This window comes from Streptomyces yerevanensis, assembly GCF_000716805.1.
Taxonomy (GTDB): Bacteria; Actinomycetota; Actinomycetes; order Streptomycetales; family Streptomycetaceae; genus Streptomyces; species Streptomyces flaveus.
In genome coordinates this window covers 32,131-55,493 of sequence record NZ_JNWJ01000029.1, presented here as the reverse complement: position 1 = coordinate 55,493, position 23,363 = coordinate 32,131, and the positions used below count along the sequence as shown (strand labels likewise).

General features: G+C 71.0%; 24 protein-coding genes. 10 read left to right on the top strand and 14 right to left on the bottom strand.

The window, feature by feature from the left end:
- Nucleotides 1–115 precede the first annotated feature (115 nt).
- Entirely contained in the window at nt 116–1,804 is a 1,689-nt protein-coding gene (gene ctaD / locus OP79_RS28125) for an aa3-type cytochrome oxidase subunit I (RefSeq protein ID WP_033324049.1), read from the top strand.
- Here the strand turns inward: ctaD and OP79_RS28120 are convergent.
- The 4 genes from OP79_RS28120 to OP79_RS28105 all read right to left on the bottom strand — a co-directional run bounded on the left by OP79_RS28120 (nt 1,788) and on the right by OP79_RS28105 (nt 5,858).
- Nucleotides 1,788–2,618 (bottom strand): hypothetical protein, encoded by an 831-nt coding sequence (locus tag OP79_RS28120; RefSeq protein WP_051744976.1) that lies wholly within the window; start codon nt 2,616–2,618, stop codon nt 1,788–1,790. The genes ctaD and OP79_RS28120 overlap by 17 nt on opposite strands.
- Complete coding sequence (locus tag OP79_RS28115; protein ID WP_033324047.1) at nt 2,615–3,883, bottom strand: glycosyltransferase family 4 protein; 1,269 nt, start codon at nt 3,881–3,883, stop codon at nt 2,615–2,617. The genes OP79_RS28120 and OP79_RS28115 overlap by 4 nt, the downstream gene beginning before the upstream one ends.
- Before the next feature lie 180 nt (nt 3,884–4,063).
- Entirely contained in the window at nt 4,064–5,356 is a 1,293-nt protein-coding gene (locus OP79_RS28110; RefSeq protein WP_033324045.1) for an ABC transporter substrate-binding protein, read from the bottom strand.
- Complete coding sequence (locus OP79_RS28105; RefSeq protein ID WP_051744975.1) at nt 5,331–5,858, bottom strand: MTB12 C-terminal domain-containing protein; 528 nt, start codon at nt 5,856–5,858, stop codon at nt 5,331–5,333. Before OP79_RS28105 ends, OP79_RS28110 begins: the two co-directional genes overlap by 26 nt.
- A 344-nt stretch (nt 5,859–6,202) precedes the next feature.
- On the opposite strand from OP79_RS28105, the gene OP79_RS28100 reads away from it, so the two are divergent.
- Genes OP79_RS28100 through OP79_RS28090 form a run of 3 tightly spaced genes read left to right on the top strand, consistent with a single transcriptional unit; the run spans nt 6,203 to nt 10,336 of the window.
- Complete coding sequence (locus tag OP79_RS28100) at nt 6,203–6,691, top strand: hypothetical protein (RefSeq protein WP_033324043.1); 489 nt, start codon at nt 6,203–6,205, stop codon at nt 6,689–6,691.
- A 13-nt stretch (nt 6,692–6,704) separates the two neighbouring features.
- Nucleotides 6,705–9,662, top strand: a complete 2,958-nt coding sequence (locus tag OP79_RS28095) for an ABC transporter permease subunit (protein ID WP_033324042.1) — start codon at nt 6,705–6,707, stop codon at nt 9,660–9,662.
- Nucleotides 9,659–10,336 (top strand): ATP-binding cassette domain-containing protein, encoded by a 678-nt coding sequence (locus OP79_RS28090; protein ID WP_051744974.1) that lies wholly within the window; start codon nt 9,659–9,661, stop codon nt 10,334–10,336. Before OP79_RS28095 ends, OP79_RS28090 begins: the two co-directional genes overlap by 4 nt.
- Here the strand turns inward: OP79_RS28090 and OP79_RS28085 are convergent.
- Entirely contained in the window at nt 10,278–10,904 is a 627-nt protein-coding gene (locus tag OP79_RS28085) for a LysM peptidoglycan-binding domain-containing protein (protein WP_051744973.1), read from the bottom strand. The two genes, OP79_RS28090 and OP79_RS28085, sit on opposite strands and share 59 nt — an antisense overlap.
- A 130-nt stretch (nt 10,905–11,034) precedes the next feature.
- Nucleotides 11,035–11,655, bottom strand: a complete 621-nt coding sequence (locus OP79_RS28080) for a LysM peptidoglycan-binding domain-containing protein (protein WP_033324040.1) — start codon at nt 11,653–11,655, stop codon at nt 11,035–11,037.
- Between the two features lie 539 nt (nt 11,656–12,194).
- Here OP79_RS28080 and OP79_RS28075 point away from each other — a divergent pair.
- Both OP79_RS28075 and OP79_RS28070 read left to right on the top strand, forming a co-directional pair.
- Entirely contained in the window at nt 12,195–12,995 is an 801-nt protein-coding gene (locus tag OP79_RS28075; RefSeq protein ID WP_033324038.1) for a hypothetical protein, read from the top strand.
- A gap of 88 nt (nt 12,996–13,083) precedes the next feature.
- Nucleotides 13,084–13,407 (top strand): hypothetical protein, encoded by a 324-nt coding sequence (locus OP79_RS28070; protein WP_033324120.1) that lies wholly within the window; start codon nt 13,084–13,086, stop codon nt 13,405–13,407.
- A gap of 74 nt (nt 13,408–13,481) precedes the next feature.
- Here the strand turns inward: OP79_RS28070 and der are convergent, their stop codons facing one another.
- The 5 genes from der to aroH all read right to left on the bottom strand — a co-directional run bounded on the left by der (nt 13,482) and on the right by aroH (nt 18,054).
- Nucleotides 13,482–14,951, bottom strand: coding sequence for a ribosome biogenesis GTPase Der (gene der, locus OP79_RS28065; protein WP_033324036.1), 1,470 nt, complete (start codon nt 14,949–14,951; stop codon nt 13,482–13,484).
- Between the two features lie 74 nt (nt 14,952–15,025).
- Nucleotides 15,026–15,643, bottom strand: a complete 618-nt coding sequence (locus OP79_RS28060; RefSeq protein WP_425428618.1) for a lysophospholipid acyltransferase family protein — start codon at nt 15,641–15,643, stop codon at nt 15,026–15,028.
- Nucleotides 15,644–15,696: 53 nt separating this feature from the next.
- Nucleotides 15,697–16,392: a (d)CMP kinase gene (gene cmk, locus OP79_RS28055; RefSeq protein ID WP_033324032.1), complete on the bottom strand. Its 696-nt coding sequence runs from the start codon at nt 16,390–16,392 to the stop codon at nt 15,697–15,699.
- A gap of 217 nt (nt 16,393–16,609) precedes the next feature.
- A complete protein-coding gene (locus OP79_RS28050) occupies nt 16,610–17,695 on the bottom strand; it encodes a prephenate dehydrogenase (protein ID WP_033324030.1) in 1,086 nt (361 codons plus the stop codon).
- Nucleotides 17,692–18,054 carry a chorismate mutase gene (gene aroH / locus OP79_RS28045; RefSeq protein WP_033324028.1) on the bottom strand — a complete coding sequence of 121 codons (363 nt, stop codon included), beginning with the start codon at nt 18,052–18,054 and terminating at the stop codon, nt 17,692–17,694. Before aroH ends, OP79_RS28050 begins: the two co-directional genes overlap by 4 nt.
- A 253-nt stretch (nt 18,055–18,307) precedes the next feature.
- On the opposite strand from aroH, the gene OP79_RS28040 reads away from it, so the two are divergent.
- Genes OP79_RS28040 through OP79_RS28025 form a run of 4 tightly spaced genes read left to right on the top strand, consistent with a single transcriptional unit; the run spans nt 18,308 to nt 20,837 of the window.
- Nucleotides 18,308–18,982 carry a hypothetical protein gene (locus tag OP79_RS28040; protein WP_033324026.1) on the top strand — a complete coding sequence of 225 codons (675 nt, stop codon included), beginning with the start codon at nt 18,308–18,310 and terminating at the stop codon, nt 18,980–18,982.
- Nucleotides 18,983–19,034: 52 nt separating this feature from the next.
- A complete protein-coding gene (locus tag OP79_RS28035; RefSeq protein ID WP_033324025.1) occupies nt 19,035–19,616 on the top strand; it encodes a DUF6529 family protein in 582 nt (193 codons plus the stop codon).
- Nucleotides 19,613–20,065 (top strand): Rieske (2Fe-2S) protein, encoded by a 453-nt coding sequence (locus OP79_RS28030; RefSeq protein ID WP_033324023.1) that lies wholly within the window; start codon nt 19,613–19,615, stop codon nt 20,063–20,065. Before OP79_RS28035 ends, OP79_RS28030 begins: the two co-directional genes overlap by 4 nt.
- 22 nt (nt 20,066–20,087) lie before the next feature.
- A complete protein-coding gene (locus OP79_RS28025; RefSeq protein WP_033324021.1) occupies nt 20,088–20,837 on the top strand; it encodes a nucleotidyltransferase domain-containing protein in 750 nt (249 codons plus the stop codon).
- On the opposite strand, the gene OP79_RS28020 is transcribed toward OP79_RS28025, so the two are convergent.
- The 3 genes from OP79_RS28020 to OP79_RS28010 are packed head-to-tail and all read right to left on the bottom strand — an operon-like array spanning nt 20,757 to nt 23,290.
- Complete coding sequence (locus tag OP79_RS28020; RefSeq protein ID WP_033324019.1) at nt 20,757–21,512, bottom strand: nucleotidyltransferase domain-containing protein; 756 nt, start codon at nt 21,510–21,512, stop codon at nt 20,757–20,759. The genes OP79_RS28025 and OP79_RS28020 overlap by 81 nt on opposite strands.
- A gap of 3 nt (nt 21,513–21,515) precedes the next feature.
- Complete coding sequence (locus tag OP79_RS28015; RefSeq protein WP_033324018.1) at nt 21,516–22,535, bottom strand: ADP-ribosylglycohydrolase family protein; 1,020 nt, start codon at nt 22,533–22,535, stop codon at nt 21,516–21,518.
- Nucleotides 22,532–23,290 carry an NUDIX hydrolase gene (locus OP79_RS28010; RefSeq protein ID WP_033324017.1) on the bottom strand — a complete coding sequence of 253 codons (759 nt, stop codon included), beginning with the start codon at nt 23,288–23,290 and terminating at the stop codon, nt 22,532–22,534. Before OP79_RS28010 ends, OP79_RS28015 begins: the two co-directional genes overlap by 4 nt.
- Between the last annotated feature and the right edge of the window lie 73 nt (nt 23,291–23,363).

The following is a 23,363-nucleotide window of genomic DNA, read 5'->3' as shown; positions in this document are numbered from 1 at the left end:
GAAATACATGGTTCAAGCACAGAACCGACGTACGCCCCTGTCGGAGCGCCGCGCGACGTGAGCATCATGGTGTGAGCTTCGGGAGGCCCAGGGCGCGATGAGCGAGGGGGCAGCGATGGGCACTGAGACCGCGCAGGCACCGGTCCGGGCCGTACCAGTGAAGCCCGGGCGGTTGATCGTCGACTGGCTCACCACCACCGACCACAAGAAGATCGGCCATCTCTACCTGATCACGTCGTTCGCGTTCTTCCTGGTCGGCGGTCTGATGGCGCTGCTGATGCGGGCCGAGCTCGCCCGTCCGGGCACGCAGTTGATCGACAACAACCAGTTCAACCAGATGTTCACGATGCACGGCACGATCATGCTGCTGCTCTTCGCGACGCCCACCTTCGCCGGTTTCGCGAACGAGATCATGCCGCTGCAGATCGGCGCACCCGACGTGGCCTTCCCGCGCCTGAACATGCTGTCGTACTGGCTGTTCCTCTTCGGCGGGCTGATCGTGCTGGGCTCGCTGCTGGTGCCGGAGGGTCCCGCCAACTTCGGCTGGTTCGCCTACGCCCCGCTCAACAGTCTGGAACGGTCGCCCGGCATCGGTGCCGACATGTGGATCATGGGGCTGGCGCTGGCCGGTTTCGGCACGATCCTCGGCGCGGTGAACTTCCTGACGACCATCGTCGGGATGCGCGCCCCCGGCATGACGATGTTCCGGATGCCGATCTTCGTCTGGAACACGCTGTTCACCTCGATCCTCATCCTGATGGCGTTCCCGGTGCTCGCCGCGGCGCTGCTGGTCCTGGAAGCGGACCGGCGGTTCGGCTCACAGGTCTTCGCCTCGGCCAACGGCGGGGCGCTGCTGTGGCAGCACCTCTTCTGGTTCTTCGGGCATCCGGAGGTCTACATCATCGCGCTGCCGTTCTTCGGCATCGTCACCGAGATCCTGCCGGTGTTCAGCCGGAAGCCGATCTTCGGTTATCTGACGCTGATCGGCGCGACGATGGCGATCACGGGTCTGTCGGTGGTCGTGTGGGCGCACCACATGTTCGCGACGGGGGCGGTGCTGCTGCCGTTCTTCTCGTTCATGTCGTTCCTGATCGCGGTGCCGACGGGCGTGAAGTTCTTCAACTGGACCGGCACGATGCTCAAGGGATCCCTGTCCTTCGAGACCCCCATGCTGTGGTCCACCGGCTTCCTGGTGACCTTCCTGTTCGGCGGGCTGAGCGGGGTCATCCTGGCGTCACCACCGCTGGACTTCCACGTCACGGACACCTACTTCGTGGTGGCGCACTTCCACTACGTGGTGTTCGGCACCGTCGTCTTCGCGACCTTCGCCGGCTTCTACTTCTGGTGGCCGAAGTTCACCGGGAAACTGCTCGACGAGCGGCTCGGCAAGATCCACTTCTGGACGCTCTTCGTCGGCTTCCACGTCACGTTCCTGGTGCAGCACTGGCTCGGCGCGGAGGGCATGCCGCGCCGGTACGCGGACTATCTGGCCGCCGACGGGTTCACAGCACTCAACACCGTCTCGTCGATCGGCTCGTTCCTGCTCGGCCTGTCGACGCTGCCGTTCCTCTACAACGTCTGGAGAACGGCCAGGTACGGCGAGAAGGTGGAGGTCGACGACCCCTGGGGCTTCGGCCGCTCCATGGAGTGGGCGACCTCCTGCCCGCCGCCCCGGCACAACTTCCTCACGCTGCCCAAGGTCCGCTCGGAATCCCCGGCCTTCGACCTCCACCACCCGCAGTTCGCGGCGATCACGCCGCCCCAGACCCGGTCAGGTCAGGAGCGCTTCAACCCTCCGCAGTGACCGTCACCGACAGGTCGTTGTCCGCCGTGTAGTACGGCCCCGCCAGCGCCGGGCCCTGCTCCGTCTTCAGCGTGACCTTCGGGTAGGTGAAGATCGGCTTCTTGTCGGCGATGTCGTCGAGCAGCCGGGCGATCCGTACGCGCGGCCCGCTCTCCCCCGCCGGGCGCAGCCACAGGTCCCAGATGCCCTCCGTCAGGGCGCCGTAGCCGACCGTGCAGCGGAACTGAGTCCCGTCAGCGGTGATGTCGGCTCTCAGCGCGGTCGCCGGTGCGTGACGGGCGCGTACTTCGGCGTACGCGTCCGGTGTGAGCGTGTCCCCGTACAGCCGGCCGCGCAGGCTCAGCTCCTCCTCCTTCACATACAGTTCGCCCGCCTCGGCGTGCGGGGCGCGCAGCCAGCTGCGGATGGTGAGGTTGCCGTGCCTGGTGGCGTACGGGATGCGGACGACGACGTGGCCGGCGGCGGCGTCGGGGACGCGGTCGACGAGCGAGCGCAGGTCGTTGACGCCGGGCACCAGGCGCCGCGGCGCGCCGTCGGCCGGCTGGGCGTAGGCGTCCCAGCGGCCCTCGGGCAGTTCGACGCCGCTGGGCAGCGCGGCCCGCAGCCGGCCGTCGGCGGCGGGGGTGAGCGGCAGACTGACCTCGTCTTCGCTGCCGCGGCGGCGCAGCACCAGGTACGCGGCGCCGGCCCGGGCGGACCCGGTGATGTCGAAGGTGAGCCCGCCTGCGGAGTCGGCGACGCAGTCGGCGCGCGGGGGCATGGCGGCGTACTCGTCGGTGTGCCGGGGCGCGGGCTGCGGAGCCAGCGTCGTCATGCGATGTGCCCCTTCTTGAGTAGCATGCGTCCGGCATCCCGAACGGCATGCGCACCACCGAGCAGCGCTCCACGGGTGCGGTGCAGTGAGCCGTGCATCCGGCCGAGCCCCGAGTCGCCGCCGCGGGGGACCAGCCCGGCGAACAGCGACTCGTAGCGCTCGGCGACACGGGCCGGGTCGAAGCGCTCGGAATTCTTGAGGGCCGCGCTCGCCATCTGGTGGCGGAGCGGGTCGTCGTTGATCAGTTCGAGGAGGCCGTCGGCGATGGCCTTGGCGCTGCCGACCTTGACGAGGCGCCCGTCGACGCCGTTGTCGATGATCTCCCGCGGGCCGTGCGGGCAGTCCGTGGAGACGACGGGCAGCCCACAGCGCATGGCCTCGACGATCGTCATGCCGAAGGACTCCAGGCTGGAGGTGACGGCGGCGATGGAGCCCTTGGTCCATTCGGGTTCGAGGGGGTGGGCGGGGCCCATCAGATAGACGTGGTTGTAGAGGCCGAGGTCGTCTATGAGGGCGCGCAGCTTGTCCTTCTGCTCACCGCCGCCGTAGATCCTCAGGCGCCAGTCCGGCCGCTCTCCGCGTACCCGGTCGAAGGCCTTGATCAGCAGGTCGTACCGCTTGACCGGGGCGAGCCGCCCGGCTGCCACGACCCACTTGCCGGAACCGTCCGCGGGCTCGATGCCGGGCGCGGGCACGGAGTTGGGCACGGCCTCGACGCGTACGCCGGGCAGCCGCATCTTCTTGCGGTACGCGCCGGCATCCGCCTCGGTGGTGGTCGTGAGCGCGTCGAGCCCGGGGTAGACGCCGCGCAGTTCCTCGCGCAGGGCGGCCGAGTGGCTGTCGAGCGTGAGGTGCTCCTGGCCGACGCGGATCGGGCCGCGCCGGGTCTCACGGGCCAGATGCACGTTCAGGCCGGGCCTGGTGCCGACCACCACATCGGCGTCGACCGTCGAGAGGTGCTCGGCGATGCGCCGGTCGGTGAGGGCGCTGTACTGGTCGTAGCGGCCCTCCGCACGAGGGAAGACCCGGGCCGGACGCTTGTTCTCCGGGTCCTCGCCCTCGTATCCCGGGCTCTCTTTGCGGAGGTCGACGAGGTGGCGCAGGCGGACGCGCGGGTCGGGCGCGAAGACCGGCTCGTCGCGGTGGCGGAACACCGAGACGATCTCTACGTCGTGCTGCTCGGCGAGGGTACCGGCGAGGTTGTACGTCGTACGGATCGTCCCCCCGATCCCGTACGCGTTGTGTATCAGGAAAGAAATATGCATGCGTTCCCGAATCCCCTGCCTCGTCCACTGCCGCGTGGTTAGACCCGAGCCCCTGGGGTGTGGTTGACCTCCATCATCACCTTGTTCCCAAAGGGTTTCCGTTTTGGGAACTGATATACAGAACGTTTCATCATTTTCACGCATCCGGGCAGTTGAAGGCCTCGCAGCGGTCGTGCCGTCTCAGGGTTCGTAAGACAACTGCGATACCTCGAAACAGTTGCTGTTCATGTCGCCCTGGCTCACCCACCCCTCGGCGTCCTCCCAACGAGCCACGGACACACAGGTCCTGCGGGTCTTCGGGGGCTCGGACAGGCGCTCATAGGTGACGGGCAGCAGCAGACCGTCGGCGGTATACGGTTTCCCGTCCTTCATGAAGCGGTCGACACACGCGCGCGTGATGCCCGTTTGCGCACAGGACTCGGCCGCCTCCGCGAACCACATCGCCGCCGCCCAGCCCTCCAGCTGCCACTGGGAATGGGTCTTCAAGTCCTTGGTGGCGTCCCGGAATTCCCGTACGGCCTCGTGGTCCGTGTCCTCGTAGTTGCGGCTGGAGCCCGTCGCCCACAGGGCGTTGCGGCAGCGCGGCGAGTCCTTGTAGTCCTCGCGGACCTTGGACGTCCAGTTCTGCACATTGGTGACCTTGGCGAGGACCTCGGCGCCGACGTCGTCCATGGCCTTGCACAGCTGGGCGTTGCCGTAGGAGTCGATGGCGTCGAAGACCAGATCGGCGCCCTGCTCCTTCAGATCGGCCGCCACGGCGCGGAAGTTGGGCAGTGAGAAGTCGACCTGCTCGGTGACCACTTTGTAGCCCTCGGCCTCAAGGCCCCGGGTGACGAGCCGCGCGTACGCGGCCGACGCCGGCTGGTTGTAGGAGACAACCGCCGCCGTACGGGCACCCTGCTCACGCTTGAAGTAGCGGTAGACCTCCGTACCGCCGTACAGCTTGCCGTCCCAGCCGGGCTTTCCGTTCCGAGGCGCGAGGCTGCCGTAGATGCTGTAGAGGTGCGAATACGTGTCGTACGCCGGGCCGATGGGCTGTCCGCCGATGTCGGGCACGCGCGCGCGTGAGACACGGGAGGCGCCCGCGTAGTCGAGGGACGAGCCGGCGACGAGGGCGACGACCTTGTCCTCGTCGACGAGCTTGTGCACGCACTCGTTGTTGCCGACGCCGCTGCCGCCGTCGTCACACGTACGGACCTCGACCTGGCGGCCTTCGATGCCGCCGCGCGCGTTCAGCCGCTCGAAGTAGGCCTTCGCGCCGTCACGCGGGCCGGTGAACGCGTCGCCGCCGACCGGGCTGGTGGCACTGGTGATGATGCCGACGCGGACCGGCTCGCCGCCGGCCCGTGTGGGGGTGCCCTCGTCGGGCCGGTTCTCGAAGTCGCTCTCCGGGAGGCGGCTGCCGCAGGCCGTGCTCAGCAGGAGCAGGAGGCCCGCGACGACGCACTCAGCAGCCCGGAAGCGGCGACGCATTGCCGCTCAGCCCGACAAGGCCGCACAGCGTCTTGACGGAGACCTTCCACACGTCGTCCTGCTCGACGGCCGTCCCGGTGGCGTCGGGCATGACCGTGGCGCCCTTCAGGGTGAGTGTGTACGTCACGTTCGCCTCGGTCGCCGAGGTGAACTCGACCTTGTTGACCTCCGCCTGCACCTGCCCACCGCGCTCGTCACCGCTGAAGGCCTGCAGGACCGGGGCCATCCGGTCGCCGTTCTCCAGGTAGGCCTGCTTGTCCTTCAGGGGGGTGGCCGGGTCGAAGAACTTCACCCAGTTCTCCTTGATCTCCCGCTCCGCCGCCGCGGTGTCCTCCGGCGCCGTGGGGCTCTCTTCGGCGGCGCGGGTGGGCTCCTCCACCGTGGGCGAGGGCGGCGCCACGTCGTCGCCGCCGCTGTCGTCTCCGCAGGCCGTGAGGGCCGGGCCCGCCACCAGGACCGCGGCTGCCAGCCACGCCGCCGTACGCCGTCCGGGACCACGCATCCGCTTACCGCTCCCCCGCCTAGGGCGCTTCTGATGGATCTCCGTGGAGGAAGGAGCGGCGTCCGGCGCGTGCGATCGGCGTGCGGTGTGAAGGGTCATGTGGCGGAGCCACCTGTCCCTTTGCGCCGTGCGGCGAGCGTGCGCGCCGGACGCCGTGACGCCGCGGAGATCCATCAGGAGTGCCCTAGGGTCGCTGCCGAGAACCATCTGGCTCACCACCGGGTGTCGGTCCGGGCCATGTGCGCCCGGTTCTTTCAGGGTCAGCTTCCACAGGGCATAGTGCAAGCCATTGGCCGGCATGGACAGATACGTGACATGGACTGACACATGACGTGGGAGCTCCTATGCGGACTGCTCGACTGCGGACTGTGCACCCCGTCCTCTGGGCCGGGTGGGCGGCGCTCGCCGCCGGAGCGGTGCTGTGCGTCATCGGCTGGTACGGGATCTCGGGCGAGCGGTTCGCCGAGCGGCAGCTGCCTTATCTCGCTTCCTGCACGGTGCCCGGCGCCGCGCTGATCATCGCGGGCGCCGTGCTGCTCACCCACGGCAGGAACGCCCTCGCGGCGGCGCGCGTGGAGGAGCTGTACGGGCTCCTGGTGGCCGCCGAACCCGCCGACGCCGACGAGTCCGGGCAGGCCGTGACGGCACCCGTCGCCGTCAGCGGCGAGCTGCTGATGGTGCCGGGCGGCACGCTGTGGCACCGGGCCGACTGCCCGCTGGTCGCCGGGAAGACGGACGCCCTGCCGGTCGACTCGCGGGTCCTCGCGCGCGGGGAGCTCGCTCCCTGCCCGATCTGCGAACCGTCCGCCTCGGACGCTTCCTCGGTCGACTGATGGCTCCCGGCTGATGGCGTCGCTGACGTACGACCTCACGCTCGCCGGGCTCTCCGTCGGCGCTGCCGCCGCGCTCACCGGGATCGGGCTGATCGTCACCCATCGGGCGACCGGCGTGCTCAACTTCGCGCACGGCGCGATCGCGATGGTGTGCGCCTATCTGCTGCGCCAGCTCACGGTCGAGTGGGACTGGCCACTCCCGCTCGCCGCCGCCCTCACCCTGCTCGTGGTGGCGCCGGGCATCGGCCTGGCCCTGGAACGCTTCGTCTTCCGTCCGCTGTCCGTCCTCGGCAGCGATCCGGCGCAGACGCTGGTCGCCTCGATCGGCGTGTTCGTGCTGCTGGTCGGCGGGGCGGCGCTGATCTGGGGTCCGGGCGCACACTCGGACGCGCCGACGCTCGTATCGGCGGATCCCTGGGGGCAGTTGACGGTGACGCTGGTCCTGGCCGTGGGTGTGGGAGCGATGACCCGCTGGACGCGCTTCGGCCGGGAGTTGCGGGCCGTCGTCGACGACCGCTCGCTCGCCGTTCTCGGCGGCATCGACGCGGACCGGGTGGCTGCGGCGGGCTGGGCCTTCGGCTCGTTCACGGCGGGACTGACCGGGGTGCTCCTGGCGCCTTACGTACGCCTCGATCCGTATGGCCTGCCGTTGCTGGTCATGGAGGTGGTGGCGGTCGCGGTGGCCGCCCGGATGCGCAGTCTGCCGGTGGCCGTGGTGGTGGCACTGGGCATCGGGGTCGTCCAGAGCCAGCTGACGCGGCTCCACCCGTCGGGCTGGCGCGAGCCGCTGGTGCAGGCGCTGGGGGCGAACCTCTTCGTCGTCGCGCTGCTGGTCGCGGCGCTGGTGCTGCCGGGGATCGGCGCCCGGGACGCGCTGCCACGTACCGCGACGGCGCGGGTGGCGACTCCGCCGGGTGCGTGGATAGTGACCGTGGTCCTCTTCCTGATCCCCCTGGGCTTCGCGGGCCGGGATCTGCATACGTCCGTGCAGGTCCCGGCGCTGGGCGTGGTGATGCTCTCGCTGGTCGTGGTGACGGGTCGCGGCGGCCAGATCTCGCTCGGCCAGGCGGCGTACGCGGGTCTCGGCGCCCTCTTCACGGCACTGCTGGCGGCGGGCCGCTTCCCGGGCCTGCCGGAGCTTCCCGAACTGGCCGCGCTGGTGGTGGCCGTCCTGCTGGTGGCTCCGCTGGGCCTGCTGACCGGCTGGCCCGCCATCAGCCGGCACGGTCTGGCCCTCGCCCTGGCGACCTTCGCGGTGGGCGTCGGCGTGAGTCGCTTCGTCTTCGCCCAGCCGTACGCGACGGCGGGCCTGACGCTGGGCCGCCCGGCGGGCTTCGAGAACGACCGCACGTACTACGTACTCGAACTCGGCCTCCTGGCAGGCGCGTTGCTCGCCGCGCACGCACTGCGCCGGGGCCGCACCGGCCGCGCCCTGGCCGCGATGCGCGACCACGAGGCGGGCGCGTCGGCGGCGGGCGTCCGCGTGCCCGCGCTGAAGCTGACGGCCTTCGTGGCGGGCGCGGCCCTGGCCGCCCTCGGCGGCGGCATGCTCGGCATGGGCCTGCGCGCCTTCGACCCCGCCGCGTACGACCCCGTGCGCGGCCTCCTCTGGTTCGCCGCGATCGTCGTCCTCGGCGCCGACAGCGTCCTGGGCGCACTGGCCGCGGCGGCGCTCCTGGTGGGCCTGGACGCGGGTACCCGCGGCGGCGTGGCAGCGGCGCTGATCGGCCTCCTGGCCGTGCTGGTGGGCCGCTTCCCCGGCGGGCCCTACGAGGCGCTGCGTCTGGCGGCGGGCCGCCTCCGCCTGCGCCGCGAGGCGAGGCTCACGCCGCTGGGGGCCAGGGTACGGAGACGGCTCCGTCCGAAGCCGCCCGTGCCGGGCCGGGCGCGGGTCGCGGCGGGGGCGACCGGGGTTTCGGCGGTTTCGGCGAGGGCATCCGGCCCGGCTGGGGCGGGCGGTCCCGCCCGGTCGGGTGGTGCCGCCCCGGTGGATGCGCCGGGTGGCACGCACCGGCGGGGCATGGCCTACGGCCCGAGCGGGACGGCTGAGCCTGGCGGATCGGCCCCCGGCCGCGCGGCGCCCGGCCGGACCGGGGAGCCGCGGGCGGCGGGAGTACCGGGCCCCGCCGAACCAGGCGGCCTGAAAGGCGCGCCCCACCCCGGCACAGCCCACGGTCCGAGCGGGACGCCGGAACCAGGCGGACCAGCCGCCGGCCCTGGACACGCGGCACCCAACCGGACCGGGGAGCCGCGGGCCACGCCAGCCGACCACGTTCTCCGCGCCCGCGGCCTGCGTGTCACCTACGGCGGCTTCACCGCCCTCGACGGTGTCGATCTCGAGCTCCGGCCGGGTGCGGTCACCGCCGTCGTCGGGCCCAACGGGGCCGGAAAGAGCACCCTGTTCCACTGTCTCGCCGGGACCGTGCGGCCGGACGCGGGGCGTGTCACGTTCGGGGAGCGGGATGTGACCCGACTCCCGGCCCACGCCCGCACGCGCCTCGGCGTGGCGCGGACGTTTCAGCAGCTCGCCGTCTTCCCGACGTTGACGGTGGCCGAGAACGTGCGGGTCGGCGCCGAACAGGGGCGCGTCGTCGATCCGGGCGCCGTGGAGCGCGTGTCGCGGCTGCTCGGACTCGACGGGGCGGTACGGGCGTTGCCCGCGGCGGGGCTGCCGACCGGCACCTTGCGGCGTGTCGAACTCGCCCGGGCCCTGGCGGGCGGCCCGCGTGTCCTGCTTCTCGACGAGCCCGCCGCGGGCCTCGACACGGGCGAAGTGGCCGCGCTGGCCCGCGTGTTGCGGGCCCTGGCCGCCGACGGCATGGCCCTGCTCGTCGTCGAGCACGACATGGACCTCGTGGCCGACCTGGCCCACACCGTGCACGTCATGACGGCGGGCCGCATCGTGACCTCCGGCCCCACCCGCCACGTACTCGACAACCTCGAAGGACTCGACACGGTGGTCGAACGATGAACACCGGCATTTCGCTGCGCCACGCGCGCGTGCGGTACGGCCCGCTGGAGGCCCTGCACGGAGTGACTCTCCACGCGCCCGCCGCCGGCCTCACCGTCCTGCTCGGCCGCAACGGCTCGGGCCGTACGACCGCACTGCGCGCCCTTGCCGGAACCGTCCCCCTGTCCCGTGGCGCCGTGCTGTGGGACGACACCGACGTGACGCGGATGCCCGCATACGAACGGGCCCGCCGCGGACTGTGTCTGGTGCCGGAACGGCAGGCCGTCTTCGGCTCGCTCACCGTCCGCGAGAACCTCGAACTCGCGTCCACCGGCGGCCACTTCGAGCCCGCCCTCGACGCCTACCCCGCACTGCGTCCCCTGCTCGCCAGAAGGGCCGGCACCCTCTCCGGCGGAGAGCAACGCATGCTCGCCCTCTCCCGCGCCCTCCTGGCACGCGCGCGCGTGGTGCTCGTCGACGAACCCGCGCAGGGCATGTCACCGCCGGTCGCGGCCCGCACGTACGAACTGCTCGGCGGCCTCGACGCCTGCGTGATCGTGGCCGAACAGCGACTGCCGCCCGGCCTGGGCGGCAGGGCGGCAGTCGTGTACGAACTACGGCGTGGCGAGGTCGTGTTCAGCGGTGAGGCGGCGGAGCGGGCAGCGGCGGACCCATCAGCACCGGACCGGGCGTGATCGCCCGGCCGGAGGCGGCTCCCCTGGGGAGGCTCAGCATCATGCCGGTGGTCAGCCGGTTCGGATCCTTCCCGACGATCTGCTTGTTGAGCTGGTAGAGCGCCTGCCAGCCGCCCTGGATCCTGTAGCGGTGGGCGATCGACGAGAGCGTCTCGCCGGGCTTCACCACATGCGCCCGGCCCCTGAGTCCGTACCTCTTGGAGCAGACGGGCCACGCCTCCCATCCCTGGACGCTCAGCACCCTCTCGGCGACGGTGATCTGCTCCTGACGGGTGGCCAGATCCGCGCGCGGCGCGTACTTCAGCCCGCCGAACGCCTCCCAGGTGGACTGCTGGAACTGCAGCCCTCCGTAGTAGCCGTTTCCGGTGTTCACGTGCCAGCGGCCGCTGCTCTCGCACTGGGCGACACAGCCCCAGGGCCACTGGTCCTTCCCACAGTTGTACGCCGCCCGGGCCGCGCCCGGAGGACCGGGCGCCGGGGGCGGTGGCGCGGGGGCAGCCTCGGCGGGGGCGAGCAGGGTCAGGGCTACGGCGACTACAGCCGCGTACCACGTGCGCTTGATCAGCATTCGGCCACGCTAAGCAGTCGGCCACGGCGGTCCGCCCAGCCGCGCCTGAGGCGGGTGGGGCCCCACCCGGTCGGAGGACCGGATGGGGCCCAGAAGCTCCCTCGTGCCCGACATCAGGGGGAGTAAGGGCTCAGAGGTTGAGCCGCTGCCCGGGGACGATCGTGTTGGGATCGGCGCCGATGGCGGCCTTGTTGGCGGCGTAGATCCGCTCCCAGGTGGTCCCGTGTCGCGCGGCGATGGCGCTCAGCGTGTCGCCGGAGCGGACGGTGTAGTCGCCGCGGGACGCGTCGCGGCCGGTGTGGCTCGTCGAGCGGGCCGGCGTCTTCGACGGCTTCGCGGGCTTGGACGGGGCGGCCTTGGTGCTGGGTGTGGACGCCGCGGGTGCGCTGCCGGACGCGCCGGCGCGTGAGGAGCAGGTGGGCCAGGCGCCCCAGCCCTGCGCGCGCTGCACCTTGGTGGCCACAGCGATCTGCTGCGCCTTGGAGGCCTTGTCGGCGGTCGACGCGTAGGACGTGCCGCCGTACGCGCGCCAGGTGGCCGCGGAGAACTGGAGTCCTCCGTAGTAGCCGTTGCCGGTGTTGATGTGCCAGTTGCTGCCGCTCTCGCACTGGGCGATGCGGTCCCACACTCCGCTGTCCGCCGCTGCGGCGTTGCCGCCGGCGGCGAGCAGTCCGAGCGGGGCGAGCAGTGCCGCCCCGGCGAAGACCGCGGTCGTACGAACCTTGCGAGTGTTGTCGGCACAATCGGACATGTAGTTCCCTCTCGAAGGACTCGGGGTCCCCCAAGGCAGGACGGAACTCGCCGCTCTTCGGCCGCGGTCGTTCCGGTCCGCCCCGTCCGCCGACGGTGGTGCTTCGAGCTGGCTGTGGTGCGGCCGGCGGACGTACCCGAGCGGTGCTCGTTGCACACGGCCGAGGAATCTAGAGAGTCGCGCGGTCCGATATCAACCAAATGCTTGTCATTCCAGGCCAGTTCACTGTTACCGGCAGTATCGGCGAATTCCGGCCACCCACTTCATTCGCCGATATCAGGATTTGTCGACCTGGTGCACTGACGATCTGTGACTCACCTCACCGGATCAACTTCCTTGGACATCCGAGAAGTTGGCATGGAGTAGCAGATTCCGCAGCGGGATTCACCGTGCGCGCAGGATGGTTCGATTCCGTTCGCTCCCGAGCGTGACTCCGGCCACAGATTGCCCGTTGTCTTCTTCATGAACCGGGAACCCACCCGGTTCATGAGCCGGGAGCCGCCCGGCGACGCCACGCACCGCATCCCGAGGAGCCACCCGTGCCGCGCATGCTCGACGTCAGCGACGACGTACGCGCCGAGATCGGCGACGAAGAAGCCGACCGGCTGCTCGCCGGAGAGAACGCCCCGGGCAGTTACGACTGCACGTCCTGCCGCACCCCGGGCGACTCGGAACAGGAGCGCACCAGCACCGTCCTGTTCATCGGCGAGGAGACCGCCGTCCTCGCCTTCGCCCACGCCACCTGCCTGCCCTCGCAGGTCGTCCAGGTCACCGAGGAGCAGTTGCAGGGGGCCGTCCGCTCGATCACCGGCCAGGAATCGGTCACCGAACACGAGCGCCCCGGCCCCGCCGAGGCCATGCCCGAGCAGGCCGTCCTCGGTGTCACGAGCGGACTCGTCCTGCTCGGCGGCGAGTTGCACCCCGCGCTCGTCGTCGAGCCGACCGGGCCCATCGCGCGCCCCGGCACGACGGGAGGCGACGGTGACGACTTCCTGCCGCTCCTCATCGAGCAGGGCTTCATGCCGCTGCCCCAGCTGACCGAGGTGCCGCCCGTGCTGCACGGCTGGTCCGTGCTGCTCGCCATGGGCCAGCTGCACGCGGTCCTGCAGCCCGGCACCGGCGGCGGCTCGCCCGTCGCCTGGTGGCAGGCCCACCAGCCACTCCAGGTCACCGACAGCTGGCGGCAGGCCGCCAACAAGCACCAGCAGGTGCTGCTGTTCGCGGCCCCCGTCGGTTCGATCGGCCGCCAGCCCCGCGAGGACCTGCTCCGCGAGGCCCTCGACAAGGCGGCGGCCAACGGCAAGCTGGTGGCGGCCGCGATGCCGCTGGCCGGGACCTGAGTGTGAGCACCGGTTCCCGAATGCGCCCGGCCCGGGCATCAGCCCAGGTCGGGCGCATCTGTTGGGGCCCGGGGTCGTTGGCACGTACGTGCACACCTACGACGCCCCTCGCCGCCTGCCGTACACGTCACCGATCCCGGCCATGCGGCCGGCGCAGGACTCCTCCGGTCGTTCGGCCACGCCGATCTACGACGCGCTCTACGCGGAGTTCCGCCGGTCCTTCCGGACCCCGCCGGGCGATCGCAGCGGCGAGGAGGAGCTGGGCTTCACCGCCTTCGGCACCGTGCAGCACACGAGCGGACGCCCGGCCTCACGCGGCCGCACCACCACCGGCGTCTGGCAGCCGGTCGCCCGGCAGCACGCCTCGGGGCTGATCCCGGCGCTGCCGCCCCGGCCGCGCAAGGAACGCTGACGCGGCAGCTCGTACGTACGGAGAGGGCCCCCTGCACCAGCAGGGGGCCCTCTCCAACGCCCGGACGGCGCCCGTTACTTCTTCTTGCCGCGCTTCTCCCGCACGCGTACGGAGATATGGATCGGCGTCCCCTCGAAGCTGAACTGCTCACGCAGCCGGCGCTCCACGAAGCGCCGGTAGCCGTGCTCGATGAAGCCGGACGCGAAGAGCACGAACCGCGGCGGCTTCGTGCCCGCCTGCGTACCGAACAGGATCCGCGGCTGCTTGCCGCCCCGGACCGGGTGCGGATGCGCGGCGACCAGTTCACCGAGGAAGGCGTTCAGCCGGCCCGTCGGGACCCGGGTCTCCCAGCCCGCCAGCGCCGTCTCGATGGCCGGGACCAGCTTCTCCATGTGGCGGCCCGTGAGCGCCGAGACGTTCACCCGCGGCGCCCACGCCACCTGGGCAAGCTCGGTCTCGATCTCCCGCTCCAGGTAGTAGCGGCGCTCCTCGTCGAGGGTGTCCCACTTGTTGAAGGCAAGGACGATCGCGCGGCCCGCCTCCACGGCCATCGTGACGATGCGCTGGTCCTGGACTGAGATGGACTCGGAGGCGTCGATGAGGATCACCGCGAGCTCCGCCTTCTCCACGGCGGCGGCCGTGCGCAGCGAGGCGTAGTAGTCGGCGCCCTGCTGGAGGTGGACACGCTTGCGGATGCCCGCCGTGTCCACGAACTTCCAGGTGATGCCGCCGAGTTCGATGAGCTCGTCGACCGGGTCACGGGTGGTGCCCGCGACCTCGTTGACGACGACGCGCTCCTCGCCCGCCACCTTGTTGAGCAGAGACGACTTGCCGACATTCGGGCGGCCGATCAGGGCGATACGACGCGGTCCGCCGACGCCGACGCCGAAGGTCTGCGCCGGGGCGTCCGGCAGCGCCTCAAGGACGGCGTCCAGCATGTCGCCGGTGCCACGGCCGTGCAGGGCCGAGACGGGGTGCGGCTCGCCGAGGCCGAGGGACCACAGGTACGCCGCGTCCGCCTCGCCGCTCGGGCCGTCGACCTTGTTGGCGCACAGCACGACGGGTTTGCCCGCCTTGCGCAGCAGCCGGACGACCGCCTCGTCCGTGTCCGTCGCGCCGACCTTGGCGTCGACGACGAAGACGACCGCGTCGGCCGCGTCGATCGCGTACTCGGCCTGCGCGGCCACGGACGCGTCGATGCCGAGGACGTCCTGCTCCCAGCCGCCGGTGTCGACGATCTTGAAGCGGCGGCCCGCCCACTCGGCCTCGTAGGTGACGCGGTCACGGGTCACGCCGGGCTTGTCCTCGACGACGGCCTCGCGGCGGCCGATGATGCGGTTCACCAGGGTCGACTTGCCGACATTCGGGCGGCCGATGATGGCGAGGACCGGGAGCGGGCCGTGTCCGGCCGCCTCGATCGCGCCCTCGACGTCCTCGACGTCGAAGCCCTCTTCCGCGGCGAGCTCCATGAACTCCGCGTACTCGGCATCGCCAAGCGCCCCGTGCTCGTGCTCCGAGCCGTCGGGCTGGATGTGGTCGTTCATGAAGTCCGTACCTCGTTCATCGTGGTGATCGGTGGAGCGCCCTGATTCCGGGTGATCCACTACTCAAGTGTCGCTCAGCGCTCGGTGAGACGCCCTGCGTTTTCCAGGCGCCCCGTGAGACGCCTGGCGTCTTCCAGGTGCGCGCTGAGCTGCTTCTGGATGCGCTCGGTCGCCTCGTCGAGCGCCTTGCGCGTACGCCGCCCGCTGCCGTCGCCCGCTTCGAACGGGTCGCCGAAGACGACGTCGACCCGGCTGCGCAGCGGAGGCAGCCCCTTTATCAACCGCCCGCGCCGCTCCGTACTTCCCAGCACGGCGACCGGAACGACCGGCGCTCCGCTGCGTACGGCGAAGTAGGCGAGCCCGGCGCGCAGCGCGGCGAAGTCGCCCTCGCCGCGGCTGCCCTCCGGGAAGATGCCGAGGACTCCGCCGTTCTCCAGGACGCCGAGGGCCTGGGTGATGGCGGTGCGGTCGGCGGTCGAGCGGTCCACCTTCAGCTGGCCGACGGCGTGCATGAAGGGGCCGAGCGGGCCGACGAACGCCTCCTTCTTGACCAGGAAGTGCGACGGCCGGGGCGCCACACCGATGACCATCGGACCGTCGATGTTGTGGGAGTGGTTGGCGGCGAGGATCACCGGGCCGGTCGCGGGGACCTTCCAGGCACCCAGGACGCGCGGCTTCCACAACCCGTACATCAGGCCGACGCCGATGCGCCGCCCGACCTCCGCGCCCCGCTCCGACGGTGCCGTCACTTCGCTGCCCGCTTCTCCTCGACCAGGGTGACCACGCACTCGATGACCTGCTGGAGCGTGAGATCGGAGGTGTCCACCTCGACCGCGTCGTCCGCCTTGGCGAGCGGCGAGGTCTTACGGGTGGAGTCGGCCGCGTCCCGTTTCAGCAGGGCCTCGCGGGTCGTGTGGAGGTCGGCGCCCTTCAGCTCACCGCTGCGGCGGGCGGCGCGGGCCTCCGGGGACGCGGTGAGGAAGATCTTCACGTCGGCGTCGGGCAGGACGGTGGTCCCGATGTCCCTGCCCTCGACGACGATGCCCAGCTTGGCTGCCGCGGCGACCGAGCGCTGCAGTTCGGTGATCCGGGCGCGCACCTCGGGCACGGCACTGACCGCGCTCACCTTGGAGGTGACCTCCTGGGTGCGGATCGGACCCGAGACATCCGTGCCGTCCACCGTGATGGTCGGCGCCGAGGGGTCCGTACCGGACACGATCTCGGGCTTCGCGGCCACGGCGGCGATCGCGGTGGGGTCGCTGATGTCTATGCCGTTGTTCACCATCCACCACGTGATCGCCCGGTACTGGGCACCGGTGTCGAGGTAGCTCAGACCGAGCTGGGCCGCGACGGCCTTCGAGGTGCTCGACTTGCCCGTGCCGGAGGGGCCGTCGATGGCGACGATCACTGCCGGTGCGGTCCGGGCGGCGCTGGTTTCCACGGGTGCGAGCACCTTCCTGATGCGGGGTGGTGGACTGGTACGGGCACGATCGCGCCCCGCACAAGGTTACTGTCTCCCCGAGCCCGGTATTACTGGCCTCCGACCCCATCCTCGACGCCGCCCTCGCACCCCTCGGCGCCAGGACGCCTCCCGGGCTCCGGGACGGCCGCGGCGGCCTCCGACCGCCGACTCGCGGCACCGGTCCCCACCCCGGCCGCTACTGCCGGATCGCCCAGCCACGCTCCCGCAGTGCCGCCGTCAGCACCGGCGCCACCGCCGGCTTCACCATCAGCTCCACCAGGCCCGCCTGCTGCCCGGTCGCGTGCTCGATGCGTACGTCCTCGATGTTGACGCCCGCGGCGCCCGCGTCCGCGAAGATGCGGGCCAGTTGACCCGGCTGGTCGTTGATGAGAACGACGACGCTCTCGTACACCGTGGGGGCGGCGCCGTGTTTGCCGGGGACGCGGACCTGGCCGGCGTTGCCGCGGCGCAGGACGTCCTCGATGCCGGAGGCGCCCTCACGGCGCTTGGCCTCGTCGGAGGACTGGAGTGCGCGCAGGGCCTGCACCGTTTCGTCCAGGTCTGCGGAGACGTCCGCGAGGAGGTCGGCGACCGGGCCCGGGTTCGCGGACAGGATGTCGATCCACATCCGGGGCTCGGAGGCCGCGATCCGGGTCACGTCACGGATGCCCTGGCCGCAGAGACGTACGGCTGCCTCCTCGGCGTTCTCCAGACGCGCGGCGACCATGCTGGACACCAGGTGGGGCATGTGGGAGACCAGCGCCACCGCGCGGTCGTGGGCGTCGGCGTCCATCACGACCGGTACGGCACGGCAGTGCGACACCAACTCCAGGGCGAGGTTGAGCACTTCGGTGTCGGTGTCCCGGGTGGGCGTCAGTACCCAGGGCCGTCCCTCGAAGAGGTCCCCGGTCGCGGCCAGGGGACCCGACTTCTCACGGCCCGACATGGGATGCGAACCGATGTACGCGGAGAGGTCGAGCCCCAGCGCCTCCAGCTCACGGCGCGGCCCGCCCTTGACGCTGGCCACGTCCAGGTAGCCGCGCGCGATCCCGCGCCGCATCGCGTCGGCGAGCGTCGTGGCCACGTGTGCGGGTGGCGCCGCGACGATCGCGAGGTCGACGGGGCCCGCGGGCTCCTCGTCCGTGCCGGCGCCGAGCGCGGCGGCCGTACGGGCCTGCTCCGGGTCGTGGTCGGCGAGGTGCACGACGACGCCACGCCCCACCAGGGCCAGCGCCGCCGACGTGCCGATGAGCCCCGTACCGATGACGAGTGCGGTCCTCACTGGGCGATGTCCTTGCGGAGCGCGGCCGCGGCGCCGAGGTAGACGTGCGCGATGTCGGAGCGCGGCAGATCGGACTCGATGTGCGCGAGAACGCGTACGACCCTGGGCATCGCGCCCTCGATGTCCAGCTCCTGAGCGCAGATCAGCGGTACGTCGACGATGCCGAGCTTGCGCGCGGCGGCTGCCGGAAAGTCACTGTGCAGGTCGGGCGTCGCCGTGAACCAGATGCTGATGAGGTCCTCGGTGGTCAGAGAGTTCCGCTCCAGGATGGCGGTGAGCAGCTCGCTGACCTGCTCGTCCATGTGCCCGGCTTCGTCCCGCTCCAGTTGGACGGCGCCGCGGACCGCTCGTACCGCCACGGTGTCGCTCCTCGCTGATGTACGTATCGGCTCTGTGCACATCCAGCGTAGTCAGCCCGTCGTACGCGAGTACGCGGCGCCCGCCTGCCGAGACGCGGGACGAGCGCGTCGGGACGGCCGCGGACCCCGCGAATGTCACGGAACCGTGCGGTCCCTCTCATCGGGGTGAAACGGCATGGGTCCGCCTATGGACGCCGCCCCGCGCTTCCGCTTGCATGGGGATGCTGTCCGCGACGCCTCGGGGGAGGCACAAATGAAGCGCTCCGGACCACTTTTCACGCTACTCGGGGGGCTCCTGCTGGCCCTGGTGATGCTGTCGCTCAACGCGACGACAGGGACGAGTCCCACCTCGTCGGCCGGGGGCGAGAAGCCCGCCACGAAGGTGTCGCCCAGCCCGGCTCCCGAGCCGACGAAGACGACCGCGTCACCGAGCCCGTCGAAGAGCGCACCGTCGCCGAGCGCACCGGCCAACGCCGACTACGCGGGCCGTACGGACGACGACTCCTCCGCGGTCGCGGTCTCACTGCGCGACGGCAGGGCGATCGCGTACTTCTGCGACGGCCGGGACCAGGAGTCCTGGCTGAAGGGCGACGTCAAGGCCGACGGCAGCATGCGGCTGACCAGTCAACAGGGCGGCGTACTGAACGGCGAGCTGAAGGGCAGCCGGATCAGCGGCACGGTGGACACGGGGCAGCAGGAGTACGGGTTCACCGCCGACAAGGCGCTCAAGCCCTCGGGGCTGTACCGGGCCACCGAGTCCGTACGCGGCGCCGAGATCGACGGCGGCTGGATCGTGCTGCCGGACGGTCAGCAGGTCGGCATCGTCAAGCGCGACGGCACACCCTCGGCCGCGCCCCGTATCGACCCCGAGACCGGCGCCGTGACGGTCGACGGACAGCAGCTCACCGCCCGCCCCGTGCAGCCGTAGTACTCCGGGCCGCCGTAGTCCTCCGTTCAGCCCTGACCGCAGGGAGCCGACCATGACCGTCGACCCGAACGCCGCCACCCAGGACTTCCCCTCGCCCGAACCGGCCCGCCGTCCACAGGCCTCCCGTTACCTCGTCCCGGCCCTGGTCGCCGGGGCGGTCGCCCTCGCCCTCGGCGCGTACGGCAAGGTGCACGAACCGGCGGGCACGGCCTTCAACCTGGCCGGGTTCAGCAGCACGGGCGCCGTCAAGTCCTGGCTGGCCACAGGGGCGATGGGCTTCGCGGTGGTGCAGTTCGTCTCGGCGCTCATGGTGTACGGAAAGCTGCCGGGCCCGAGCTGGGCAGGGGTGCTGCACCGCTGGTCGGGGCGGGTCGCGTTCCTGGCCGCGGTACCGGTCGCCGTGCACTGTTTATACGCATTGGGCTATCAGACATATGAACCGCGCGTATTGTGGCATTCGCTCCTGGGCTGCTTCTTCTTCGGTGCCTTCAGCGCCAAGATGCTGCTCCTTCGCTCGGAGCGACTGCCCGGTTGGCTGCTGCCCATCGTCGGCGGGCTCGTCTTCGCCGCGCTCACGGTGGTCTGGCTGACCTCGGCTCTCTGGTTCTTCCGCACCTTCGGAGTGACGACATGACGATCCGCTCGACGCGTCGCACGGTTCTCGCGGCGGGGGCGGCCGGCGCGGCCGCGCTGCTCGCGGGGTGCAGCGAGTACGGGAACGAGAACGGCGGGGGCGAGGCGGAGTCGCCTGCCCCGGAGGAGACGTCCGGAGAGTCCCCCGGCGAGGCCCCGGGCGGCGAGGAACTGGCCAGGACGACCGACATCCCGGTAGGCGGCGGCAAGATCTTCAAGGACGAGCAGGTCGTCGTCACCCAGCCCGAACAGGGCGAGTTCAAGGCTTTCTCGGCCATCTGCACCCACCAGCGCTGCACAGTCGCCAACGTCTCGGACGGCACGATCAACTGCACCTGCCACGGCAGCAAGTTCCGCGTATCCGACGCCTCGGTGGCCGACGGCCCGGCGACAAGACCCCTCCCCGAGGAGAAGCTCGCGGTCACGGGAAATTCGATTCGCCTGGCGTGATCCGGACCTTACGCTCGTCCGTATGAGCCCCGAGGACCTGGTAAACGATCACACGATCTACTCCTGCGTCATGGGCTCCCGCGCCTTCGGCCTGGCCACGGACACCAGCGACACCGACGTCCGGGGCGTGTTCCTGGCCCCCGCCCCGCTCTTCTGGCGCTTCGAGAAGCCGCCGACGCACGTCGACGGTCCCGCGGACGAACAGTTCAGCTGGGAGCTGGAGCGCTTCTGCGCACTGGCTCTGCGCGCCAACCCGAACATCCTGGAGTGCCTGCACTCCCCGCTCGTCACGCACGCGGACGACACGGGTCGCGAACTCCTCGCCCTGCGCGAGGCGTTCCTCTCCCGCCAGGCGCACGACACCTTCGCACGCTACGCACTGGGCCAGCGCAAGAAGCTGGAAGCGGACGTCCGCACCCACGGCACACCCCGCTGGAAGCACGCCATGCACATGCTGCGCCTCCTGACGAGCTGCCGCGACCTGCTCCGCACGGGCACCCTCACCCTCGACGTCGGCGACCAGCGAGAGCCCCTGCTCGCGGTGAAACGCGGCGAGGTCCCCTGGCCGACCGTCGAGTCCCGGATGGCTCGCCTCGCCACGGAAGCGGACGAGGCGGCGGCCCGTAGCCCGCTCCCGCCCGAGCCGGACCGGGTCCGGGTCGAGGACTTCTTGATCCGCGTCCGACGCGCCTCAGCCCTGCGATCGGGCGCGGACGACCAGATGATGCAGAGCGTCGTACGTCGTGTCGGCGAGGGCGTCCGGCAACACTGAAGCGGCCTGCGCCTCGTCGAGCACGGCGTGCAGCCGCTCCACATCGTCCTGCACGCGCGCGTGGGCGACGTCGGCAGCTCCGTGCTCCCGCTCCGCCTTCGCGGCGATCAGGTCCGGCAGATACGCGGGGGCGTCGAGCTGACCGATGAGCGTGGGCAGATGGGCCTGCACCTCGCCCGACCGCATCAGGTGGATGCCGGTGAGCAGCACCCGGAACGTGTAGAGCAGCGGCTTCAGCTCACTGGTCTTCCCGAAGAGCCGCCACTGTGTCGCGGCGAACCCGCGGTAGTGGTGCGCGTGACGGCTGGTGAGCACGGCGGGCGCGAGCGCGACGAGTTCGGTGTGCACGTCCGTGGTGTGCACGACGATCGGTGAGAGCAACTGCTCCAGCACATAACCGTTGCGGCGCAGCATCAGCCGTACGAACTTCCGCAGGTCGTGCGTGACCAGGTCCATCTCCACGCCGTCCCGCTCCCACATGCGCGACCGGGTCTCCTCCGGCTCGCGCAACCCCACGAGGGCTTCCGTGGGCAGCAGGTGAACGCCGCGCAGGTCGACGTCCGAGTCGCGGGACGGGAAACCGTACAGATGCGCTCCGGAGACAGTGGCGAAGAGCACGGGGTCGGGCTGTTCCGCGACGACGGGCGCAAGGTCGATGTCCAGGTCGTGGGTCATCGATCAAGCGTCCCAGAGCGCTCCCAGGGCCATGAGATCGCCCCGGTACTCGATCCTGTCGGCCCACTCCGTGGGCCAGGCGTCGGCCCCGACGTACGCCCCGGCGAACGCGCCCGCCAGGCAGGCGATCGAGTCGGAGTCGCCCGAGGTGCAGGCGGCCCGGCGCAACGCGGTGAGCGGTTCGTCGAGGAAGAGCAGGAAGCAGAGCAGGCCGGTGGCGAGGGCCTCCTCGGCGATCCAGCCCTCGCCGGTGGCCAGGCACGGGTCCATCTCGGGTGAGTGTGAGCGCACGGCTTTCTGAAGCCGGTCCAGGATCTCCAGGCACTCGTCCCAGCCCCGCTCGATGAAGTGCGCGGGCGTCGGGTCCTGGCTGCGCGTCCACAGGTCGCCGAGCCACTGGTCGTGGTAGCGGGAGCGGTTCTCGTACGCGTACGAGCGCAGCAGTCCGACGAGGCCGGTCGGCTCGGTGCCCTGCGCGAGGAGGCGTACGGCATGCGCGGTGAGGTCGGACGCGGCCAGCGCCGTGGGATGGCCGTGCGTGAGCGCGGCCTGCAACTGGGCGGCCCCGGCGCGCTGTTCGTCGCTCAGACCGGGGATCAGCCCGATGGGTGCGACGCGCATGTTGGCACCGCAGCCCTTGGAGTGGATCTGGCTGGCGTCCTGCCAGGGCCGGTCCGGGCGCTTCAGCTTCTCGCAGGCCACCAGACATGTACGGCCAGGCGCCCGGTTGTTCTCCGGCGACTGGAACCAGTCCACGAACTCCTCGCGCACGGGCCGTTCCATCCTCTTGGGCGCGAGCACCCCCCGGTCCATGGCCGTCCGCAGCCCCCACCCCAACGCCAGCGTCATCTGTGTGTCGTCCGTGACGATCGCCGGTGTCGGCAGCCCCATCTCCCGCCACGGCCCGAACTTGGCGAGGATCGACGGTACGTCGTTGAACTCGGTCGGAAAGCCGAGCGCGTCCCCGAGGGCCAGCCCGATCAACGCCCCTGTGGCAGCACGCTTCCTGACGGTGGTGGTCATGAGGATGGTCCTTCCCAGGACGGAGACGGTCGGAGCAGGGGCGGGTGGAGGGTGGTGGCGCTGCCCGCCCGGTACAGCGCCGCCGGCTTGCCCCGGCCGCCGGTCAGGCGCGCCGCGCCGGGGATCAGTTCGACGAAGCCGGGCGTGGCCAGGACCTTGCGCCGGAAGTTGGGCCGGTCCAGGACCGTCCCCCACACCGTCTCGTAGACCTGCTGAAGCTCCCCGAGCGTGAACTCGGGCGGACAGAAGGCCGTGGCGAGACAGGTGTACTCGAGCTTGGCGCCGACCCGTTCATGGGCGTCGGCGAGGATCCGGTCGTGGTCGAAGGCGAGCGGTCCGAGCCCGTCGTACGGCAGCCACTGGGCGCGTGCCGCGTCTGAGCCGCCGTGCGGCTCCGGAGCGTCGGGCAGCAGCGCCGCGTACGCGACGGAGACGACCCGCATCCGGGGATCGCGGTCCGGCTCGCTGTACGTCCGCAGCTGCTCCAGATGCAGCCCGGTGACGTCCGACAGACCGGTCTCCTCGGCGAGTTCGCGCCGGGCGGCCGTCTCCGCGGACTCCTCGGGCAGGACGAAACCGCCGGGCAGTGCCCAGCAGCCCGCGTACGGTTCCTGCCCGCGCTCGATCAGCAGCACCTGGAGTACGGCCGCCCGGACCGTGAACACCGCGAGATCGACGGTGACGGCGAAGGGCTCGAAGGCGTGCTTGTCGTAACCCTCGGGGGCTTCGGGTGCGTTGCCCTTTGCTGTGGTCACGCCCACCCACCTCCTTAATAGTCACTCAGACTATAAAGAGGCGGGCGGGCTGTGGCAACCCCTCAACTCCCGT